Source organism: Leisingera sp. (assembly GCF_034669605.1).
In the GTDB taxonomy this organism is placed as follows: Bacteria; Pseudomonadota; Alphaproteobacteria; order Rhodobacterales; family Rhodobacteraceae; genus Leisingera.
The window spans coordinates 1-19,974 of record NZ_JAXMOX010000026.1; the positions used below are offsets into that span (position 1 = coordinate 1).

Here is a 19,974-nt window from a genome sequence, read left to right on the forward strand (position 1 = left end):
ATCCCGCTCGGTCGCGCGGTCGGGATAATTCACATCGATCTGCAGCAGGAACCGGTCCAGCTGCGCCTCCGGCAGCGGATAGGTGCCTTCCTGCTCGATCGGGTTCTGGGTCGCCAGCACGTGGAACGGCGCCCCCAAGGGCCGGTCCTCGCCCGCCACCGTCACCATCCGCTCCTGCATCGCCTGCAGCAGCGCCGACTGGGTGCGCGGGCTGGCGCGGTTGATCTCATCCGCCATCAGCAGCTGGCAGAACACCGGCCCCGGCACAAACCGGAACGACCGGTGGCCGTCGGCGGCGGTGTCCAGCACCTCGGAGCCCAGAATATCGGCGGGCATCAGGTCCGGGGTGAACTGGATCCGGCTGCCATCCAGCCCCATCACCGTGCTCAGCGTCTCCACCAGCCGGGTCTTGCCCAGCCCGGGCAGGCCGATCAGCAGCCCGTGGCCGCCGCACAACAGCACCGAGAGGGTGAGGTCCACCACCCGTTCCTGTCCGATAAAGCGCTTGGTGATCGACGCGCGCGCCTGTTGCAGCTTGGCGTCCAGCGCTTCGATGCCGGCCAGCAGATCGTCCGTTTCAGGCATGACATTCCTCGTTTCCCGGATATATGCTGTTACTCTATCGTGCTGACTGGAAATGGCAAAAGCAATGAGCGGACAAAAAGCTGTGACACCCGATGCAGACGGCATCGCCGCGGCGGCCAAAACGGCCGCCAAGGGCAAAGGTTTGCCGCCTGTCCACCTGTGGAATCCGCCGTTCAGCGGCGACCTGGACATCCGCATCGCCCGCGACGGCAGCTGGTATTACCTTGGCACGCCGTTCACCCGGTTTGAGCTGGTCAGGCTGTTCGCCTCGATCCTGAAACTGGAGGCGGGAAAATATTACCTGGTAACCCCGGCTGAAAAGGTTGGCATCACCGTCGAGGACGCGCCATTTGTTGCGGTGGATTTCGATGTTGAAGGCGCGGGGCGTGATCAGCTGATCACCTTCACCAGCAATATCGGCGACACCGCCGCGGCGGGGCCGGAGCACCCGATCCGCGTCGAGCGCGATGGCGAAAGCGGCGAGCCCTCTCCCTATGTCATGGTGCGGGCCGGGCTGGAGGCCTTGATCGACCGTAAAAGCTTCTACCGGCTGGCGGAGCTGGGCGTCCACAAAGATGGCTGGTTCGGCGTCTGGTCCGGCGGCGCATTCTTCCCGCTGATCCCGTCTGCGGAACTCGATCCGGATTAAACGTCTGTTCTGCCTGCCGCGTAGGCGGCGCAGGCAGGCATCCGCCCGCCCCGCGGCGGCCGCGTTCCGTTCCCGCCGGGCGGGAGCTTCCCGTTCAAACCATTGCAGCAGACTCACCGGCGGCCAGGTCGGCAGCCGCACCTCTGCCGCAGGAAAACCTGCCGGCCAGGTGCTCGGGGCTCATCAAGAAGGCTGCTATCCTTGGGAAATCCGGCGGAAACATGCCGGTTTCCGGCAGCGGCATCCGGATCGCGGCCTCAGCTCTTGCGGGAAAGCGACAATGCGTCGTTTTCTATCTCTTGGCCTTACGGTTTTGCGCGGGATAAACCTCCGTGAAGCCAGGAGTAAACCGATGCCCAGATTCGCAGCCAACATCTCGATGCTGTTTGCCGAGCTGCCCTATCCCGACCGGTTCCAGGCCGCTGCGGCGGCAGGATTCGAGGCGGTGGAAATCCTTTATCCTTATGAGCTTGCGGCCAAGGAGACCCAGCGCGCCTTGCTGACCTACGGGCTGGATCTGCTGCTGATCAACGCGCCGCCGCCCAATTATACTGGCGGCATGCCCGGTTATGCAGCCCTCCCCGAGGGCGTCGACCGGTTCCAGCGCGACATCCGCCGGGTGCTGCGCTATGCTGAGGTGCTGAAGGCCGGCAAGATCCATGTGATGGCAGGTTATACCAAAGATGCTGCGGCGCAGCGCACCTTCGTGCAGAACCTGCAATGGGCTGCCGACCGGGCGCCGGAACAGCAGTTCACCATCGAACCTTTGAACAGCGGCGATCAGCCCGGCTATTTCCTGGATGACTATAATTTGGCGATGGCAGTGCTGGAGGAAGTGAACCGTCCCAATGTCGGTCTGCAATATGACGCCTACCATGCCCAGATGATCCACGGCGATGCGGTCAAGGTCTGGGAGATTTTCGGCCGCCACGCCGCCCATGTGCAGATCGGCGCCGCACCGGGGCGCTGCGAACCGGGCACCGGGCCAGTGGATTTCCAGCAGCTGTTCGCCGCCATAGACGCCAGCGGCTATGACGGCTGGATCAGCGCCGAATACACACCCTCGACCCGGCGCACCGAAGACAGCCTCGGCTGGATGCGCTGAGCCGCAGCCGGCCGGCCGGGCCGGGGCAGGCTCCCGCCCGCTGCAGGCTGCATCGAAGATGCCGCCGCACCGGTTGGGCCGGGCGCCGCTGCCGCGGCGGGCGGCGCCGTCAGTTCAGGCAGAGAAACAGATCGAAATTCCTGCGCTCTGCCGGAGCTTTGCGGACCGAGGCATGTTCGGCATGCTTGCCGTGGCCCATCTGGCAGACCCGCTCCGCTTCGCCGGTGGCGGCGGCCAGCGCCCAGCGGCGCTTGTGATGCTGCGGCGTTGCAATGGTCACGCTGTCGCCATTGTAATGCGTGACCGCAGGCTTGATGTGATGCGCGCAGCCGCCCGCGGCTGCCAGAAAGCTGGCAAAGATAATATTCTTCAATGTCTTGCACCGGAATAATTGATCAGAATACCGGTCCGGCGGCTCCTGCGGCCGGACCGGCAAAAGACTTCCCAGCCGGCCTGCCGGATGTCAATGCACCTCAGCCCCAAGCGGCTTTGCCCGATGCGTCTTGGCCCGGTTGCTGCCCTGATTGCGCCGGCTGCTGCCGGTAAGGCGCAGGTTGGGGCTGAGAGGCCCGCAAGGGCAAGCCGCGCAGTCTGCGCGGAGCCTGACGGCTCCTTGGCCGGGAGAGGCAGCCTGGCGCCCCTTTTCACGCCGCGCCAGCGGCGCCCGGCCCAACGGGATGAGATCACCAGATCGAAGCCGGGCGGGAGCATTCCGCCGCCGCGGCGGGGTGGCGGGCCGGCTTAGTGCGCCTCGGCCCAGTTTTGCCCGCGGCCTGCGTCCACCACCAGTTTCACGTCCAGATGCACTGCCGGATCGGCAGCGGTTTCCATCACCCGGCGGGCGGTTTCGATGGTTTCCTCCACCGCCGCTTCCGGCACTTCGAACAGCAGTTCATCGTGCACCTGCAACAGCATCCGCGCGGGCAGATGGGCAATCGCGCTTGGCATCCGGATCATCGCCCGGCGGATCACATCGGCGGCTGTGCCCTGGATCGGCGCATTGATCGCCGCGCGTTTGGCAAAGCCCGCCTTGGGACCTTTGGCGTTGATCTCGGCGGTGTGGATCTTACGCCCGAACAGGGTCTGCACATAGCCGTGCTCCTTGGCGAATTCGACGGTGCGGTCCATGTATTTGCGGATCCCCGGGAAGCGCTCGAAATAGCGGTCGATGAAGCCCTGCGCATCCTTGCGCGGAATCCGCAGGTTGCGCGCCAGGCCAAAGCCGGAGATGCCGTAGATCACACCAAAGTTGATCGCCTTGGCCTGACGGCGGATCTCCGGTGTCATCTCCTCCAGCGGTACGTCGAACATCTCCGAAGCGGTCATCGCGTGAATGTCCTGGCCCTCGGAAAAGGCCTGTTTCAGCGCATCGATTCCGGCCATATGGGCCAGAATGCGCAGCTCGATCTGGCTGTAGTCGAGCGACAACAGCACATTGCCCTCTTCCGCGACAAAGGCCTCGCGGATACGGCGGCCTTCCTCGGTGCGCACGGGGATATTCTGCAGGTTCGGATCGGTCGAGGCCATCCGCCCGGTGCTGGCGCCGGTCTGGGCATAGGACGTATGCACCCGGCCGGTGTCCGGGTTGATGTGGTCCTGCAGCGCATCGGTGTAGGTCGATTTCAGCTTCGAGAGCTGCCGCCAGTCCAGCACCCGCGCGGGCAGGTCGTGTTCCGTTGCCAGATCCTCGAGGATATCCGCCCCGGTGGCATAGGCGCCGGTCTTGCCCTTCTTGCCGCCCTCGATCCCCATCTTGTCAAACAGGATCTCGCCCAGCTGCTTGGGCGAGCCGACGTTGAAGGTCTGTCCCGCCAGCTCATGGATTTCCGCCTCCAGCGCCGCCATCTTCTGGGCAAAGGCGTTGGACATCCGGCTGAGCGTGTCGCGGTCCACCTTGATGCCGTTGCGCTCCATATCCGCCAGCACCGGCACCAGCGGCCGTTCCAGCGTCTCATAGACCGTGGTCACCCGCTCCTGATGCAGCTGCGGCTTGAAGGTCTGCCACAGGCGCAGGGTGATGTCGGCATCCTCCGCCGCATAGGGCACCGCGTCATCAATCGCGACCTTGTCAAAGGTGATCGCCGATTTGCCGGACCCCAAGAGCGGCTTGATCGGGATCGGCGTGTGGTCCAGATACCGTTCCGACAGCGTATCCATGCCATGCCCGTGCATGCCGGCGTGCAGCGCATAGGACATCAGCATGGTGTCATCGATAGGCGCCACATCGACGCCATAGCGATGCAGGATCTTGGCGTCGTATTTCATGTTCTGGCCGATCTTCAGGATCGCCGGATCCTCCAGAACGCCCTTCAGCATTGCGACAGCCTCTTCCAAGGGCATCTGCCCCTCGGACAGCCCCTCGCCGCCGAACAGATCATCGCCCCCGGCCTTATGCGCCAAGGGGATGTAACAGGCCTCGCCCGGTTCGACACACAGCGAAATGCCGACCAGATCGACGACCATTTCATTCAGGCCCGTGGTTTCGGTATCCACCGCCACCCAGCCGCGCCGGCGGATACGGTCGACCCAGGTTTGCAAACCCGCCCCGTCGCGGATGCATTCGTACTTTTCCTTGTCGAACGGCACCGCTTCCGGCGCTGCCGCGGCGGCCGCGGCGGCGGCGGGGGATTCCGGGATTGCCGGCGCATCCATGCCCAGCTGATCGGCCAGCCGCTTGGTCAGGGTGCGGAATTCCATCTCCGACAGGAAGGTCAGCAGGGTTTCCGCATCCGGCTCCATCACCTCCAGATCATCCAGGGTGAAATCCAGCTCCATGCTGCAATCCAGCTGCACCAGCTTTTTGCTCAGCTCGATCTGTTCGCGGTTCTCGATCAGGGTCTGGCGGCGCTTGGGCTGCTTGATCTCCTCGGCGCGGTCCAGCAGGCTCTCCAGATCGCCGAATTCATTGATCAGGAGCGCCGCGGTCTTGATCCCGATCCCCGGCGCGCCCGGCACGTTGTCAACGCTGTCGCCGGCCAGCGCCTGCACATCCACTACCCGGTCGGGGCCGACGCCGAACTTCTCCACCACGCCGTCGCTGTCGATGCGCTTGTTCTTCATCGCGTCCAGCATCTCGACGCCGCCGCCGACCAGCTGCATCAGGTCCTTGTCCGAGGAGATGATGGTCACCCGCCCGCCGGCATCGCGCGCCTGATGCGCCAGGGTGGCGATGATGTCGTCGGCCTCATACCCTTCGACTTCCTTGCAGGCGATGTTGAACGCGCGGGTCGCCTCGCGGGTCAGCGGGAACTGCGGCACCAGATCCTCCGGCGCCGGCGGGCGGTTGGCCTTGTACTGGTCGTACATCTCATTGCGGAACGATTTGCCGGAATAGTCGAAGATCACCGCCACATGGGTCGGCGCATCGGGGCCTTTGTTGTCCTCGACCTGTTTGAACAGCATGTTGCAGAACCCGGCCACCGCGCCGATCGGCAGCCCGTCGGATTTGCGGGTCAACGGCGGCAGCGCGTGATAGGCGCGGAAGATGAAGGCCGAGCCGTCGATCAGATGCAGATGGCAGCCCTTGCCGAATTGTGTCCCGCTCATGGCCTGTCGCGCTCCCGTTGGAAATCCGTTCGTGTTCTGTTTCCCGGTTATCGGTGATCCTGCGGGGAAGGGCAATTGCGAGTTTGGCGCGGGGGCCACTCAATGCCTTGGCACGGGCTGCAAGCCCGGGCCGCGCCCGACCCTCCCCACGTCAGGGCGCATTGCACCGTTTCAACCCGCACGAAGGGCGCGGGCATGGCATCGTCACAGCCAGCAAATCCTTTGTGGACGCCCTCCCAGGCTCCGGCGCGTCCCTTTGCATTCGGCTGCGCTCCTCAAAACACCCCCATCGCCAGCCCGGCCCCCAATGCCAGACCCAGTTCGCGGCAGCGCTCCAGCTGATCCTCCGGGATCACCTTTTCTGCCAGGATCGCCTCGGGCGTCTGCGCATGGGTGCAGATGATCAGCGGCTCCTGCACGTCCTTCAGGCGCCAGCCGGTGGCGATCCGCGCGCATTGGCGGGCGGCGTTTTCCCCGTCCGAACCGGCGCAGACCATCTGCGCATAAGGGCGGCCGTTGAGGCGCCCCAGCACCGGGTAATAACAGCGGTCGAAAAATTCCTTCATCCGGCCGGACAGCGCCGCCAGGTTTTCCGGCGCGCAGAAGATATAGCCAGCCGCCGCCAGCAGATCCTGTGGCCCGGCGTCCTCGGCCCGCTTCAGGATGGCCTCGGTCTCACCGCGCGCGGCCTCATACGCGGCCTCCGCCATCTGGCGGCTGCCGCCTGTGCGGCTGTGATAGACGATCAGAAGCTGTGCCATCAGCCGCAGCCTGCGCCGTCAGCAGACAGGCGGAAGGCCCGGATCACTCCGCCGCCTTGGCCGCGTCCTCGTAGATGTATTTGCAGTCGCAATAGGGGCATTCCACAAATCCCTCTTCCTCGGGGATCAGCAGATAGACCCGCGGATGCCCCAGCGCGCCCTCGCTGCCGTCGCAGGCCACCTTGCGGCTGTTCACGGTCTTGGTTTCCGGCGCTTCGGTGCTCATGGCTGGCAGTCCTTTCACTTTTCGGCTAGGCGCTTTTATGAGCCAAGCAAAAACCGGGGGCAAGAGCGGCGATGACAAGCGATGCAATCCGCATTGAGGCTTTGCGCAAAATCTACAAGGGCCGCAAAGGCCAGCCGGAGAAACACGCGCTGAAAGATGTCGACCTCACGGTGCCGCGCGGGTCAGTCTTTGGCCTTCTGGGGCCCAACGGTGCCGGCAAGTCGACGCTGATCAACATCCTGGCAGGCCTGGTGCGCAAGACTTCGGGCAAGGTGTCGATCTGGGGGTTTGACCAGGACGCAAACCCGCGCCAGAGCCGCGCCGCCATCGGCGTCATGCCGCAGGAGCTGAACCTGGATCCCTTTTTCACCCCGCGCGGCGCGCTGGAGGTGCAGGCGGGCCTTTACGGCGTGCCCAGATCCGAGCGCCACAGCGACGAGATCCTGCGGATGATCGGGCTGGAGGACAAGGCAGAGGCCTATGCCCGCACCCTGTCGGGCGGCATGCGGCGGCGGCTGCTTCTGGGCAAGGCGCTGGTGCACCACCCCTCGGTGCTGGTGCTGGACGAACCCACCGCGGGCGTCGATATCGAGCTGCGCCAGATGCTGTGGGAAAACATCCGCAAGCTGAACGCGCAAGGCATGACCATCATCCTCACCACCCATTACCTGGAGGAGGCCGAGGAGATGTGCGACGAGATCGCCATCATCAGCCAGGGTGCGGTTGTGGCGCGGGATTCCAAGGCCAGCCTCTTGGGCCGGCTGGATGCCAAGGCCATGGTGGTCCATCCCGCGGCGCCGGTGACGGGGCTGCCGCAGGGCGCAGGCATCGAGGCCGAGCTGCGCGAGGACGGCGCCGTGGTGCTGCGCTACCGCAGCCGTCTGACCAGCGCCGAGGAGGTGCTGGCCGCGGTCCATGCGGCAGGCATCAGCATCCGCGACGTGAAGACCGAGGAAGCCGATCTGGAGGATGTCTTCCTGTCGCTGACGAAATCCGCCTGAGTGATTAGCCTGAGTGATTAGAATGCCTGTTCTGCCCGGCCGCGAGGCCGGGCTGCGCCTGCCTGCCGCCCGGCAGGCGCATTCGCGCCAGCCCAGGCAGACGCAGCCCTCAGCTTTCTGCAGTTAAGCTGCCGATCTTGTCCTCAACGCCAATTCACTCCCGGTCAATCCGCGCCTGATAGCAGTTGTTGCGCGACGACCGGATGTGGATGTAGTTGACCCGCTCGTCCGCAAAAATCGCCTCGGCCCGCGCCATCATCTCCGCCTGCGGAATGACAATGCCGGTGCCGTAAATGATCCGGTGACCGGCGCTGTAGCCCTTGATCAGATAGTCGGGCGCGCGCTCCAGAACTTCCGGCACCGCCTCGCCCTGATGCCGCGCGCAATGGCCGGCGCACAGGAAAATGGGCCCGGTCTCGGCATAGGGCTGCGCCTCGGGGAAGGGGCGGTGGGCGAGAATCAGCATGCCCGCACCTTCGGGGATGTATTGCAGACAGTGGCGGCAGGGGTTGCTGCCGCCGTCCGACACCGTGCGCTCCGGTATCTGGCCGTGGGCATCGGGGCCGCCATCCTGCAGGGCGCGGACAAGGTCTGTGGGCAGGGCAGTGATTCTGGTCATGTTTTTCTCCTTTTCTGATGGGACCATGCCGTATTCGAGCGGGCGCAATCGACCCGGATCTTGCGCATCCCGCAGAGGGACAGAGGGCTCCCGCCCGCCGCGCAGGCATTGAAAATGCCCTCTGGCTGTTGGGCCGGGCGCCGCGCTGATGCGCGGCGCGGCAGCGCCTGCCGGCAGATCTCCGCAGCATGACTCCACATGGGAACAAAACGGGAATATCATGCGACTCATGTTTGCCGAATTCGCCTGCCTGTCCAACTTCACCTTCCTCACCGGGGCGTCCCACCCGGAGGAGTATGTGACCCGCGCGCTGGAGCTGGGCATCGGCGCGGTTGCGATTGCCGACGAGAACTCGGTGGCGGGCATCGTGCGCGCCCATGCGGAATGCCGCGACATTGCCCGAAGGGTGCAGGAGCGGCGGGTCTGGGACCGGCGGAACGCCCCGATCGGCCCGCCGCGGCCTGAAACGCTGGCGCCGCCGCCCTCCTTCCCTGTCTATGAGGTGCCGCGGCTGCTCCCGGCGGCGCGGCTGATCTTCGCCGATGCGCCGCAGGTGATTGCCTTGCCGCAGACCCGGGCGGGCTGGGGCAGCCTGACGCGGCTGCTGTCCATTGGGCGGCTGAGGGCGGAAAAAGGCAGCTGTATGCTCCGCCTGTCCGACCTGATGGAATTCGCAGAGGGTTTGCACCTGCTGCTGCTGCCGCAGGCGGGACAGACGCCTTGCGGCGCGGGCGGATGGGGGCCGCATATGGACGGGCTGACGCGGCGCTTCGGCCCCCGTATGCATCTGCTGATGGCGCCTGCCTATGATGGCGGCGACCGGGCCCGGTTTGCGCAGCTCGCGGATCTCGCCAGGCATCTGAACCTGCCGCTGCTGGCCAGCGCCGCGCCAAAGATGCATCACGGCCGCCGCCGCCGCCTCGGCGATGTGCTGACCGCCATCCGCCTGCGCCGCAAGGTGGAGGATCTGGGCCGCGCTGCCATGGCCAATGGCGAGCAGCGGCTGCGCTCCGGGGCGGAAATGCGCCGCCTGTTCCGCGGCTATGAAGACGCGGTGGACAATGCCGCCCGGCTGGCGGCGCAGCTGGCCTTCTCGCTGGACGAACTGCGCTATGACTACCCGGACGAGGGCCGCGGCAGTGAAACCCCGCCGCAGCGGCTGCGGCGGCTGGCCGAAGAGGGCCTCAGCTGGCGTTATCCCGGCGGCGCGCCGGAGCGGGTGCGCGGCCTGCTGGAGCATGAGCTGGCGCTGATCGCCAAGCTGAAATACGACCCCTATTTCCTGACCGTGCGCGACATCGTCGCCTTTGCCCGCTCCCGCGGGATCCTGTGCCAGGGGCGCGGCTCGGCGGCGAATTCGGTGGTCTGCTACTGCCTCGGCGTCACCTCGGTCAGCCCGGAACTGGGCACCATGGTGTTCGAGCGTTTCGTCAGTGAAGCCCGCGACGAGCCGCCCGACATTGACGTCGATTTCGAACACGAACGGCGCGAGGAGGTGATCCAGTGGATCTATGAACGCTACGGCCGCCACCGCGCAGGGCTCTGCGCCACGGTGATCCACTACCGCGGCAAGCGCGCGATCCGCGAGGTGGGCCGCGCCATGGGGCTGACCGAGGACACCATCTCGGCGCTCAGCTCTCAGCTGTGGGGGGTCTTCAGTGCCAAGGGGGTGGAGGCCGAGCGGATGCGCGAAATCGGCCTCGACCCCTCCAGCCGCCGCCTGCAGCTGACGATGCAGCTGGTGGAGGAGATCATCGGCTTCCCCCGCCACCTGAGCCAGCATGTGGGCGGCTTTGTCATCACCCAAGGAAGGCTGGACGAGCTGGTGCCGATCGAGAACGCCACCATGGAGGGGCGCACGGTGATTTGCTGGGACAAGGACGACATCGACACGCTGGGCATCCTCAAGGTCGATGTGCTGTCGCTGGGGATGCTCACCTGCATCCGCAAGGCGTTTGATCTGATGCAGCAGCATCACCAGCTGGATTACAGCCTCGCCACCCTGCCGCCGGAGGATCCGGCGGTCTACACCATGCTGTGCCGGGCCGACAGCATCGGGGTGTTCCAGGTCGAGAGCCGGGCGCAGATGAACTTTTTGCCGCGGATGCAGCCGCGCAATTTCTATGATCTGGTGATCGAGGTCGCCATCGTCCGCCCCGGCCCGATCCAGGGCGACATGGTGCACCCCTATATCCGCCGCCGCAATGGCGAGGAGCCGGTGCATTTCCCCTCCGACGCGCTGGGCGAGGTGCTGGGCAAGACCCTTGGCGTGCCGCTGTTTCAGGAGCAGGCGATGCAGATCGCCATCGTCGGCGCGGGGTTTTCGCCGGAACAGGCCGACCGGCTGCGGCGCTCGCTTGCGACCTTCAAGAAACATGGCAATGTCAGCGAGTTCCGCAGCCTGTTCCTGCGCGGCATGGCGCAGAACGGCTATGACGCCGCATTCTCCGAACGCTGCTTTTCCCAGATCGAGGGGTTCGGCTCCTACGGCTTTCCCGAAAGCCATGCGGCGAGCTTTGCGCTGCTGGTCTATGCCTCGGCCTGGATCAAATGCCACCACCCCGGCATTTTTGCCTGCGCGCTGCTGAATGCGCAGCCGATGGGGTTCTACGCGCCCGCGCAGATCGTGCGGGACGCCCGCGCGCACGGGGTCGAGGTGCGCCCGGTCTGCATCAACAGTTCCTACTGGGACAATGTGATGGAGCCGGACGGGTCCGGCGGCCTGGCGCTGCGGCTGGGGTTTCGGCAGGTCAAGGGGCTGCGGGATGAGGACGCGGCCTGGCTGACGGCGGCGCGCGGCAATGGCTATACCGAGGTCGAGGACGTCTGGCGCAAGGCCGGCATCGCGCCGCCGGTGATCGCGCGGCTGGCGGAGGCCGATGCCTTTGCCGCCCTCGGCCTCAACCGGCGCGAGGCCCTGTGGGCGGCCAAGGCGATCACCGCCCGCAAGCCGCTGCCGCTGTTTGCCCGCGAGCTGGAGGGGGAGGGGATCTGCGAGCCGGAAGCCGACCTGCCGCAGATGGGGCTGGGCGAGGAGGTGGTCGAGGATTACGTCGCCATGCGGCTGTCCTTGCGCGCCCATCCGGTGGCGCTGCTCCGGCATCTGCTGACGCCGCAGAGCCCGGGCGGCGGCGCGGGGCGCGGACCGGGGAAGTGAGTATTTGGGGAAAGATGAAGCGCAGAGCGGGGGCACAGCAGCACGGCAGCGGCCCTGATAACGCCAACTGTGGCAGGAATGCCGGTTCACCCCGGCGCGGCGAGGCGTTAGAAGGCTTGCGAACACTGCCTTGCCCAGGAGCTACCCCATGACCGCACCCAAACCCGTTGTCCTGTGCATTCTTGACGGCTGGGGCAGTGGCGAGCCGGGCAAGGCAAACGCGCCCTATCTGGCGCAGACCCCGGCCTTTGATGCGATCATGGCCAAAGGGCCGGCGGCCAGGCTGATCACCCACGGGCCGGACGTGGGGCTGCCGACCGGGCAGATGGGCAATTCCGAGGTCGGCCACACCAATATCGGCGCGGGCCGGGTGGTGGCGATGGATCTGGGCCAGATCGACCTGGCGATCGAGGACGGCTCGTTCTTTGAAAACGAAGCCCTGCTGGCGTTCATCGCCCGGCTCAAGGAAAGCGGCGGCGCGGCGCATCTGATGGGGCTGGTCTCTGACGGCGGCGTGCACGGGCATATCAGCCACATCCTGGCGGCGGTGAAGGCCATTCACGAGGCCGGGGTGCCGGTCTGGCTGCATGCGATCACCGACGGCCGCGACGTGGCGCCGAAATCGGCCTTCCGCCACTTCCGCCGGCTGGAGGAGAAACTGCCCGCAGGCGCGCGGATTGCCACCGTCACCGGGCGCTATTTCGCGATGGACCGCGACAACCGCTGGGGCCGGGTGAGCGAGGCCTATGACGCGATGATCCACGCCAAGGGGCGGCCGGGGCTGAATGCCCATGGTGCAGTGGACCATGCCTATAACCAGTCGGAAACCGATGAATTCATCGCCGCCACCGTGCTGGCGGGCTATCAGGGCGTGAAGGACGGCGACGGGTTCTTCTGCCTCAACTTCCGCGCCGACCGCGCGCGGGAGATCCTGCGCGCCATCGGCGAGCCGGGCTTTGATGAGTTCGACACCGGCCCCCGCCCGGACCTGGCCGCATTGCTGGGCATGGTGGAATATTCCGACAGCCATAGCAGTTACATGACCACCTGCTATCCCAAGGCGGCCATCGTCAACACGCTGGGCGCCTGGGTGGCCAAACAGGGCAAGCGCCAGTTCCGGCTGGCGGAGACCGAGAAATATCCGCATGTGACGTTCTTCCTCAACGGCGGCAAGGAAGAGCCGGAAGAGGGCGAAGACAGATTCATGCCGAAGTCGCCGAATGTGGCGACCTATGATTTGCAGCCGGAGATGAGCGCGCCGGAGGTGACGGAGAAGTTCATTGAAGCAATCGAGGCGGGCTATGACCTGATTGTGACCAATTACGCCAACCCTGATATGGTTGGCCATACCGGCGATCTGAAGGCGGCGATGCTGGCCTGTGAAGCGGTGGACCGCGGCCTGGCGCAGGTGGTGGAAGCGCTGGAAAAGGCGGGCGGGGCGATGATTGTCACCGCCGATCACGGCAATTGCGAGGTGATGGTGGACCCGGACACCGGCGGCACCCATACCGCGCATACGCTGAACCTGGTGCCGGTGGCACTGGTCGGCGGGCCGGAGGGCGCGACACTGCGCAACGGCCGGCTGGCGGATCTGGCGCCGACCATACTGGAGCTGATGGGGCTGGAAAAACCGGCAGAAATGACCGGGAAGAGCCTGCTGTCATGACGCTGCGGGCGGGCCTTTTGCTGCTGGCCCTGCTGGGGGCGCCGCTGCAGGCGGTTGCGGACCCGGGCCAGGCCGCGCGGGAGGCGGCGGCGCAGCTGGAGAGGGCCTCGGTGCAGTTGCAGGAGGCCGGCAGCTCGCGCGACCGGGTGAAAGCGCTGACCGCAACTGTGCAGGCCTTTGAGGCCGGGCTGGCGGCGATGCGTGATGGCCTGCGCCGGGTGGCGCGGCGCGAGGCGCAGCTGAGCGCCCAGCTGGCGGCGCGGCAAGGCGAGGTCTCGGGGCTTCTGGGCATTATCCAGACCATTGAAACCTCGCCGCCGCCGGTCCTGTTGGTGCATCCTTCGGGGCCATTGGGGGCGGCGCGGTCGGCGATGATGCTGGCCGAGGTGACCCCGGCCTTGCACGCCAGGGCGCAGATGCTGAAGGCGGATCTGGACGAGGTTCAGTCCTTGCGGCTGCTGCAGCAGAACGCGGCCAGCACGCTGGAGGAAGGGCTGGCGGGCGTGCAGTCCGCGCGGGTGCAGCTGTCCACCGCGATTGCCGACCGCACCACATTGCCCAAGCGGTTCACCGCCGATCCGGTGCGCACCGCGATCCTGATATCCTCGACCGAGACGCTGTCGGGCTTTGCCGATGGTTTGGCCGAGATTGCCAGCGGGGACATTGCCGGGACCAGCGCCGACATCAGCGAGCTGCGCGGCAGCCTGCCGCTGCCGGTCGAAGGGCTGCTGCTGCGCGGCTACGGCGCGCGGGATGCGGCGGGCATTGCCCGCCCCGGCCTGCTGATTGCGGCCCGCCCCCGCGCCCTGGTCACGGCGCCGGCCGCCGCCACCATCCGCTACCGCGGGCCGCTTCTGGATCTGGGCAATGTGGTGATTCTGGAGCCGCAGCCGGACACCCTGTTTGTGCTCTCCGGCCTGGCCGAGGTGTTCGGCGAAGCAGGCCAGGTGATCCCCGCGGGCACCCCGGTTGGATTGATGAGCGGAGAAAACCCCAAGCCGGATGCAATTCTGTCACTTAGCGGTGAAGGGGGTGGAACTGACCGGACAGAAACGCTCTATATAGAAGTAAGAATGGACAACAGCCCGGTGGACCCGGAAACATGGTTCCGCACTGGAAAAGGTGGATGAAGGCTTGATGAAAAAATTTGCGATGGCGGCCATTGGCGGCACGCTGGCAGGGATTGTTGCAACAACCTATGTCGCGGGTCCTCTGCTGGCGCAGGAGGGCGCGGGCGAGGCAAACGTCTATGAGCAGCTGGACCTGTTCGGCGACATCTTCGAGCGCATCCGCGCGCAATATGTCGAGGAGGTCGACGAGAAGGAGCTGATCGAGGCGGCGATCGGCGGCATGCTGACCTCGCTGGATCCGCATTCCAGCTATCTGTCGCCGGATGACGCGGCCAGCATGCGGGTGCAGACCCGCGGCGAATTCGGCGGCCTGGGGATTGAAGTCACCCAGGAAGAGGGTTTTGTCAAAGTTGTCTCTCCGATCGATGGCACCCCGGCGGATGAGGCCGGGATGGAAGCCGGCGATTTCATCACCCATGTGGACGGCGAAAGCGTGCTGGGCCTGTCGCTGGACGAGGCCGTGGAGCTGATGCGCGGGCCGGTCGGATCCGAGATTGTGATCACCGTAGTGCGCGAAGGCGAGGCGGAGCCGTTTGATGTCTCGATCATCCGCGACACCATCAAGCTGACCGCGGTGCGCAGCCGCACCGAGGGCGACACCGTGGTGATGCGGATCACCACCTTCAACGACCAGACCACGCCGAACCTTGAGGAAAACCTGAAGAAGCAGATCGAGGAGGCCGGCGGCATGGAGAGTGTCAACGGCATCGTGCTGGACCTGCGCAACAACCCGGGCGGGCTGCTGACCCAGGCGATCAAGGTGGCGGACAGCTTCCTGGAATCGGGCGAGATCGTCTCGACCCGCGGCCGCGACCCCGAGGACGGCGAGCGGTTCAACGCAACCCCGGGCGATCTGGCCAAGGGCAAGCCGATTGTGGTGCTGATCAATGGCGGTTCGGCCTCGGCCTCGGAGATTGTGGCCGGAGCGCTGCAGGACCACCGCCGCGCTATCGTGATCGGCACCAAGTCGTTCGGCAAGGGATCGGTGCAGACGGTGATGCCGCTGAAGGGCGACGGCGCGATGCGTCTGACCACCGCGCGCTATTACACGCCGTCGGGCCGTTCGATCCAGGCGCTGGGTGTCAGCCCGGACATCGTGGTTCAGCAGCCGCGCCGCAAAGCCGCTGCGGAAGAGGAAGAGGCCAGCCCGGCCCGCCGCTCGCGCTCCGAAGCCGATCTGCGCGGCCGCCTGAACAATGACAGCCTGAGCGAGGATGAGATCCGCCAGATCGAAGCCGACCGCGAGAAGGCCGAAAAAGCCGCCGAGCTGCGCGAGGAGGACTACCAGCTAGCCTATGCCATCGACATCCTGAAAGGCCTGGTGGCGCTGGGGCCGAACTGAGGCCCGCAGCAATGAGTTTTGAAAAGGCCGCCCTGGGGCGGCCTTTTTCATGCAGCAGGCACAGCCGCCCGGGCGTATCGCCTGGGCGGTTCCATTCCGTTTCCGGTCCTTCTGGTGCAGCCTTGATCCGGTGAAGGATGGCGGCGCCGCCGGGGGGAGTTGGACAGACCCCGCGGGGCCTGCTCGGACAGGAGTTCCTGAACGACCCCCTTATTATCGGGGCCGGTCTCCGGGTGTTGCGCAGGCAGCCACACAGATGCCTGCGCCTCGTATCATGGCCCATGCGCATGGGGCATGGCGGGTGATCTCGATCAGAGAGGAGTATGCCGCGAATATCTGAGAATCGGGTGAAGGGGGCGTACGGCGGCGGCGCAACACCCGGAGGGGAAAGGGGCGCAGTCCGCCAAAAGCAATGTCTGCCGGGATATATTCTCCGGCTTGCCAGGCGCAAAAACCTTGGTAGAGTCGCGCAGAAATTGCATTCAGGATTGTGCCAATGGATTTACTGGCTCCGCTCATCGCCTATTCCGTCGCTCTGTCTATCGCGGCTGTCATTCCCGGTCCGGGTGTGGCGGGTCTGGTCGGGCAATCCCTTGGCAATGGGCTGCAGGTATCGCTGTTCTTTCTGGCGGGCATTGCGCTGGGCGATGTGGTCTATCTGACCATTGCCATTGCAGGCCTGGCTGCGATCGCGCAGCTGTTCTCGGGCGCGCTGCTGGCGATCAAGGTGCTGGGCGGCCTGTATCTGGTTTACCTGGCCAGCAAGTTCTGGCGCAACGAGGCCGGCCTGACCCTTGTGCGCAAGGCCGGCAACCGCCGCGGGCTCAAGACGTTCCTGTCGGGGTTTGCGCTGACGCTGGGCAATCCCAAGACGATCATCTTCTATCTCGCCCTGCTGCCAACCGTCATTGATCTGGAAGCGGTGGGGGTGTCGCAATGGGCCGCGCTGAGCGTGCTGACCGTTGCGGTGCTGTTTTTGACGCTGCTGCCCTATGCGCTGCTGGCCTCGGGCGCCCGGACGATGATGACGCAGGCCGGCGCCTTGCAAAAGCTGAACCGGGTTGCCGGTGCCATCATCGGCGCCGCCGGGGTCTTCATCCTTGGCCAGGCGGCAACAGCCGTTGCCCGCCGTGCGTGAGCTCCGGGCAGAGCACCGAATTTGAAAATCAACGCCCGATCTCCGGCGTACTGACCGGACAGGTTGGTCTATGCTCGCCCCATGATGTTTGACCTGCCTGATTCCCGGACGCTGTACCAAGCGCTGATCAGCCGTGACGCGGCTTACGAGGGGCGCGCCTATGTCGGTGTGACCTCCACCGGTATCTTCTGCCGGCTGAGCTGCCCGGCGCGCAAGCCCAAGTTCGAGAACTGCCGGTTCCATGCCACCCCCGGCGCCTGCATCGAGGCGGGATTCCGCGCCTGCAAGCGCTGCAAGCCGCTGGCCGCCGCTGCCGGGGATGAGCCGGTGGTGCAGCGCCTGCTGGCGCGGCTGGAGGACCGCCCGGCGTACCGCTGGGGCGAGGGCGATCTGCTGCGGATGGGGCTGGATGCGTCCACTGTGCGGCGGGCCTTCAAGCGGCATTTCGGCATGACCTTTCTGGAAATGGCCCGGCAGCGGCGGCTGCGCGAAGGCTTTACCGCGCTGAAGGCGGGCGAGCCGGTGATTGCGGCGCAGATCGATGCCGGGTTTGAAAGCGCCAGCGCCTTCCGCGCGGCCTTTGCGAAACTGGTGGGGATTGCGCCCGGGGCGTTCCGCAAGGATGCGCTGCTCTTGGCCGACTGGATCGACACGCCGCTGGGCGCGATGATTGCGATCAGCTGCCGCCACCAGCTGCATCTGCTGGAATTTGCCGACCGCAAGGCGCTGCCGCGGGAAGTGGTCAAGCTGCAAAAGGCGCAGCCCGGCGGCCTGGGTTTCGGCCGTCCGCCCCCGACCGAGCAGATTGCCGAAGAGCTGCGCCGGTTTTTTGCGGGTGAGGGCGCGGATTTCCAGACCCCGCTGGCGCTGCACGGCACTGCGTTTGAACGCGAAGTCTGGCGCTATCTGCTGACCATCCCGGCAGGCGAGACCCGCAGCTATTCGCAGATCGCGCGGGAGCTGGGCCGGGCCTCGGCGGCGCGGGCGGTGGCGCGGGCCAATGGCAGCAATCAGCTGGCGCTGGTGGTGCCCTGCCACCGGGTGCTGTCGGCGGATGGATCGCTGACCGGCTACGGCGGCGGGCTGTGGCGCAAGCAGCGGCTGATCGAAATTGAGACAAGTTACAAACAGAGGATTTCTGCATGACATATTCCGAACGCGCGGCGGCTTTTGCGGCGCTGCATCAGCCGGGCAACCCGGTGGTGCTGTATAATATCTGGGACGCAGGCAGCGCCAAGGCGATTGCCGGGGCGGGGGCCGCGGCCCTGGCAACCGGCAGCCATCCGGTGGCCGCGGCGCAGGGCTTTGCCGATGGCGAGCAGATCCCGCTGGAGTTTGTTCTGGGCAATGCCGAACGCATCATTGCCGCGACCGGCCTGCCGGTGACCATTGATTTCGAAGGCGGCTATGCCCGCGCGCCGGAGCAGCTGACCGCCAATGTGAAGCGGCTGGCAGAGACCGGCGCGGTGGGGCTGAACTTTGAGGACCAGGTGGTCGGCGGTGACGGCTTTTACAGCATCGAAGAACAGGCCCGGCGGGTTGCCGCAGTACGGGCTGCCAGTGCGGACATTTTCGTCAATGCCCGCACTGATCTGTTTCTGAAGGAAAAGGATGCCTCGAAGCACGCTGGTCTGCTCAGCGAGGCGCTGGAGCGCGGCGCGGCTTACGCCGAGGCCGGCGCCAGCGGCTTTTTCGTACCCGGCCTGACGGACCCGGAACTGATCGCCGGCGTCTGTGAGGCAAGCACGCTGCCGGTCAACACGATGATGCGCGGCATCACGCTGGAAACCGCGCGGCAGGCAGGTGTTGCGCGGGCCAGCTATGGGCCGATCCCGCATGCCAGGCTGATGCAGGTGCTGGCAGAGCATTTTCAGACGCTGGCGTAACCGCGCTCAGGTGGTTTCCAGGCAGTGGCGGCGGAAGGCGCGTTTCAGCATGTCGAGTTCTGCCCGCAGCAATTCGACTTCGGCGCGCAGATCGTCCGCCACGGCCTCGCCGGCGATCAGGGTGAAATCGCCCAGCCGGGTGCTGTCCGCGGCATCAAAGATCACAAAAGTCTGCACCCCGTCGGCCAATGCTTCGGCGGGGACCGGCACCGAGATCAGCCATTCGCCGCCTGCCTGGCCTTCGTCCAATTTTGCATCGGCGACCGGCTGATCCTGGAACATCACGGAAATCTCCGGCCGCGCGCCGCTGGCGGGGGCGTTGCTGATCCGGCCCTCCCAGATGCCGTTGCGGAAGCGGATTTTGGTCAGTGACAGATCGCTCATGGGGCAGGGTCCTCAGATCGCGGCGCGGCGGTGGCGCGAGAAGGTCAGGTCGCGCAGGATCACCTGGTTCAGATCAGGTGCTTCGAATATCAGATCAAGCCAGATCTTTTCGATCCGCTTTTCGTTCAGCTTGGAATAGGCCAGGTCGAACTCCGCCACGATGTTCTTTTCCTCCTGCGGCAGCTCGCGCACGATCTGTTCGGTATTGGGGCCGTGCTGGATGTTGAGCCGGGCGAAAATCTCGATCGGCTTTTCGGATTCGATGATGCTGTCGATCCGCAGCAGGTGCTGCCGGGTGATACCATCGGCAGCGGCCGGCGGCAGGTCGATGACCAGCGACAGGAACGAGCCGTCGAATTTGAACACATCCATGCGCAGGCCGAAAGGGGCGAGATCCTCTTCGCGGGTGTTGCGCAGCTGGCGCAGGGTCAGCTCGGAAAAGGCGCAATCGTGGAACAGCTGCACCTCATCGCCCAGCCGGGCCTTGGCGGGCACCGAGGACAGCCCGCGTTCCGGCAGCGGTCCGCGCCACAGTTCCGGGCGCCAGGACCAGTCTGTGCCATGCGGGCGGGGAAAGAAGGAGGAGCCGATCTGCGGCAGCGCCAAGCGGCCGTCGGCGGTGTGGATCAGCCGGTCCAGATGGGTGCGCAGCTGGCGGGCCTGATTGCGCTGGCGGCGCAATTCAGACAGCGGCGCGCGGGCCGACTCTTCAGCGGCTGCGCGCCAGCGGCGCAGGCTGCGCAGGTGCAGCAGCCGGTCCATGATCCTGCCCATCGTGC

General features: G+C 65.8%; 18 protein-coding genes. 10 read left to right on the top strand and 8 right to left on the bottom strand.

Going from position 1 to position 19,974, the window contains the following annotated elements; genetic code table 11:
• On the bottom strand, window positions 1-585 hold a 585-nt coding region (locus tag VOI29_RS05095), incomplete at its 3' end, for an AAA family ATPase (RefSeq protein ID WP_323776450.1).
• Window positions 586-649: 64 nt separating this feature from the next.
• On the opposite strand from VOI29_RS05095, the gene VOI29_RS05100 reads away from it, so the two are divergent.
• Together VOI29_RS05100 and VOI29_RS05105 are read left to right on the top strand one after the other, a co-directional pair.
• A complete protein-coding gene (locus tag VOI29_RS05100; protein ID WP_323776452.1) occupies window positions 650-1,234 on the top strand; it encodes a DUF1285 domain-containing protein in 585 nt (194 codons plus the stop codon).
• 352 nt (window positions 1,235-1,586) lie between these two features.
• Entirely contained in the window at window positions 1,587-2,339 is a 753-nt protein-coding gene (locus tag VOI29_RS05105; RefSeq protein WP_323776453.1) for a hydroxypyruvate isomerase family protein, read from the top strand.
• Between the two features lie 109 nt (window positions 2,340-2,448).
• Here VOI29_RS05105 and VOI29_RS05110 read toward each other — a convergent pair whose 3' ends face one another.
• The 4 genes from VOI29_RS05110 to VOI29_RS05125 form a co-directional block, all read right to left on the bottom strand.
• Complete coding sequence (locus tag VOI29_RS05110; protein ID WP_323776454.1) at window positions 2,449-2,712, bottom strand: hypothetical protein; 264 nt, start codon at window positions 2,710-2,712, stop codon at window positions 2,449-2,451.
• A 368-nt stretch (window positions 2,713-3,080) separates the two neighbouring features.
• The gene (gene polA, locus VOI29_RS05115) at window positions 3,081-5,885 is read right to left on the bottom strand and encodes a DNA polymerase I (protein ID WP_323776455.1); all 2,805 of its coding nucleotides are present in this window, start codon (window positions 5,883-5,885) and stop codon (window positions 3,081-3,083) included.
• Between the two features lie 275 nt (window positions 5,886-6,160).
• Complete coding sequence (locus VOI29_RS05120; RefSeq protein WP_323776457.1) at window positions 6,161-6,646, bottom strand: flavodoxin family protein; 486 nt, start codon at window positions 6,644-6,646, stop codon at window positions 6,161-6,163.
• Window positions 6,647-6,689: 43 nt separating this feature from the next.
• Window positions 6,690-6,872, bottom strand: coding sequence for a zinc-finger domain-containing protein (locus tag VOI29_RS05125; RefSeq protein WP_323776459.1), 183 nt, complete (start codon window positions 6,870-6,872; stop codon window positions 6,690-6,692).
• A gap of 71 nt (window positions 6,873-6,943) precedes the next feature.
• Between VOI29_RS05125 and VOI29_RS05130 the strand changes: the two genes are divergently transcribed.
• Window positions 6,944-7,873: an ABC transporter ATP-binding protein gene (locus VOI29_RS05130; protein WP_323776461.1), complete on the top strand. Its 930-nt coding sequence runs from the start codon at window positions 6,944-6,946 to the stop codon at window positions 7,871-7,873.
• A 154-nt stretch (window positions 7,874-8,027) separates the two neighbouring features.
• Here VOI29_RS05130 and VOI29_RS05135 read toward each other — a convergent pair whose 3' ends face one another.
• The gene (locus tag VOI29_RS05135) at window positions 8,028-8,492 is read right to left on the bottom strand and encodes a DUF1203 domain-containing protein (protein WP_323776463.1); all 465 of its coding nucleotides are present in this window, start codon (window positions 8,490-8,492) and stop codon (window positions 8,028-8,030) included.
• 229 nt (window positions 8,493-8,721) lie between these two features.
• Between VOI29_RS05135 and VOI29_RS05140 the strand changes: the two genes are divergently transcribed.
• From VOI29_RS05140 to VOI29_RS05170, 7 genes are all read left to right on the top strand, one after another.
• Window positions 8,722-11,649: an error-prone DNA polymerase gene (locus VOI29_RS05140; protein WP_323776500.1), complete on the top strand. Its 2,928-nt coding sequence runs from the start codon at window positions 8,722-8,724 to the stop codon at window positions 11,647-11,649.
• 148 nt (window positions 11,650-11,797) lie between these two features.
• Entirely contained in the window at window positions 11,798-13,315 is a 1,518-nt protein-coding gene (gpmI, locus tag VOI29_RS05145) for a 2,3-bisphosphoglycerate-independent phosphoglycerate mutase (RefSeq protein ID WP_323776465.1), read from the top strand.
• Window positions 13,312-14,445: a peptidase M23 gene (locus tag VOI29_RS05150; RefSeq protein ID WP_323776467.1), complete on the top strand. Its 1,134-nt coding sequence runs from the start codon at window positions 13,312-13,314 to the stop codon at window positions 14,443-14,445. The genes gpmI and VOI29_RS05150 overlap by 4 nt, the downstream gene beginning before the upstream one ends.
• A gap of 7 nt (window positions 14,446-14,452) precedes the next feature.
• Window positions 14,453-15,787 (top strand): S41 family peptidase, encoded by a 1,335-nt coding sequence (locus VOI29_RS05155; protein ID WP_323776468.1) that lies wholly within the window; start codon window positions 14,453-14,455, stop codon window positions 15,785-15,787.
• Between the two features lie 496 nt (window positions 15,788-16,283).
• Window positions 16,284-16,925, top strand: a complete 642-nt coding sequence (locus VOI29_RS05160) for a LysE family translocator (RefSeq protein ID WP_323776469.1) — start codon at window positions 16,284-16,286, stop codon at window positions 16,923-16,925.
• Between the two features lie 81 nt (window positions 16,926-17,006).
• On the top strand, window positions 17,007-18,071 hold the full coding sequence (locus tag VOI29_RS05165) for a trifunctional transcriptional activator/DNA repair protein Ada/methylated-DNA--[protein]-cysteine S-methyltransferase (RefSeq protein ID WP_323776471.1): 1,065 nt from the start codon (window positions 17,007-17,009) through the stop codon (window positions 18,069-18,071).
• The gene (locus tag VOI29_RS05170) at window positions 18,068-18,811 is read left to right on the top strand and encodes an isocitrate lyase/phosphoenolpyruvate mutase family protein (RefSeq protein WP_323776473.1); all 744 of its coding nucleotides are present in this window, start codon (window positions 18,068-18,070) and stop codon (window positions 18,809-18,811) included. Before VOI29_RS05165 ends, VOI29_RS05170 begins: the two co-directional genes overlap by 4 nt.
• A gap of 6 nt (window positions 18,812-18,817) precedes the next feature.
• On the opposite strand, the gene VOI29_RS05175 is transcribed toward VOI29_RS05170, so the two are convergent.
• Window positions 18,818-19,195, bottom strand: a complete 378-nt coding sequence (locus VOI29_RS05175; protein ID WP_323776474.1) for a hypothetical protein — start codon at window positions 19,193-19,195, stop codon at window positions 18,818-18,820.
• 12 nt (window positions 19,196-19,207) lie between these two features.
• A complete protein-coding gene (locus VOI29_RS05180) occupies window positions 19,208-19,969 on the bottom strand; it encodes a DUF6478 family protein (RefSeq protein ID WP_323776476.1) in 762 nt (253 codons plus the stop codon).
• Window positions 19,970-19,974 lie beyond the last annotated feature (5 nt).